This is a genomic window from Halocynthiibacter sp. (assembly GCF_049608145.1).
Lineage (GTDB): Bacteria > Pseudomonadota > Alphaproteobacteria > Rhodobacterales > Rhodobacteraceae > Halocynthiibacter.
Genome location: NZ_JBMYXF010000110.1, coordinates 1 through 763, shown reverse-complemented (window position 1 = coordinate 763; position 763 = coordinate 1). Strand labels below are relative to the sequence as shown.

Below are 763 nucleotides of genomic sequence, written 5' to 3'. Positions count from 1 at the left end.
TGACGGCCCGTTGGGCATCGAACCAGATTACCAAGTGGCGGCGCGAAGCTCAGATCCCGCCTTGGATCGATGGCCGAGAGAAGACTTTGTCTGATACGCGCGGGACGGCGGCAACAAGATTGCTGAATGCCGATCTGTCTTTGCGCCAGATCGCGGTGCTGATGGGGTGGTCGGTTCGCTACGCGGCGCAGGTTATCGAGCATTATGCGCAGGTTAGCCCGGACGAAAGCGATGCGGTTTTGCGCAAGCTCAATCGAGCAAAATCACTGTCTCAAGACACAAAAATGTAAACGCCCCTGTAAACGCGGGGCCTCAAACACGGCAAGGAGTGATGTAAGTGATTGTTTTTAAATGGAGGCGAGTACCGGAATCGAACCGGTGTACACGGATTTGCAATCCGCTGCGTCACCACTCCGCCAACTCGCCTGACCTGTGGTTCGTCAGGCTCTTAGACCTGTTGGAGATGAAGCGCAAGAGGGACAAGCCTGTGCTTTTGGTGACAAAAGTGAAATGACTCCGAATTTATCCAACTTGTCGAATATCTCTGCACAACATGGTGCGGCACACGTTGCTGCGCGCGGTGCTTTGTGGCAAGACGGAGCAGAAGATTCTGATCGAAAGAGTAATGCGCATGACAGATTTTGCCACTCGCCGCCTGATGATGGTTGACACGCAGGTGCGCCCTTCAGACGTGACCAAGTTTCCAATTATTGACGCGATGCTCAGCACGCCGCGGGAAAACTTTGTGCCGCGCGATCGTCGA

General features: G+C 54.4%; 1 tRNA gene and 2 pseudogenes. 2 read left to right on the top strand and 1 reads right to left on the bottom strand.

Features of this window, described 5'->3' with window-relative positions:
- Positions 1 to 290 (top strand): annotated as a pseudogene (locus tag ACPGUT_RS16030) (site-specific integrase); the annotation flags it as partial.
- A 62-nt stretch (positions 291 to 352) separates the two neighbouring features.
- Here ACPGUT_RS16030 and ACPGUT_RS16025 read toward each other — a convergent pair.
- A tRNA-Cys gene (locus tag ACPGUT_RS16025) sits at positions 353 to 426 on the bottom strand.
- Positions 427 to 631: 205 nt separating this feature from the next.
- On the opposite strand from ACPGUT_RS16025, the pseudogene ACPGUT_RS16020 reads away from it, so the two are divergent.
- A pseudogene (locus tag ACPGUT_RS16020) lies at positions 632 to 763 on the top strand (protein-L-isoaspartate O-methyltransferase); the annotation flags it as partial.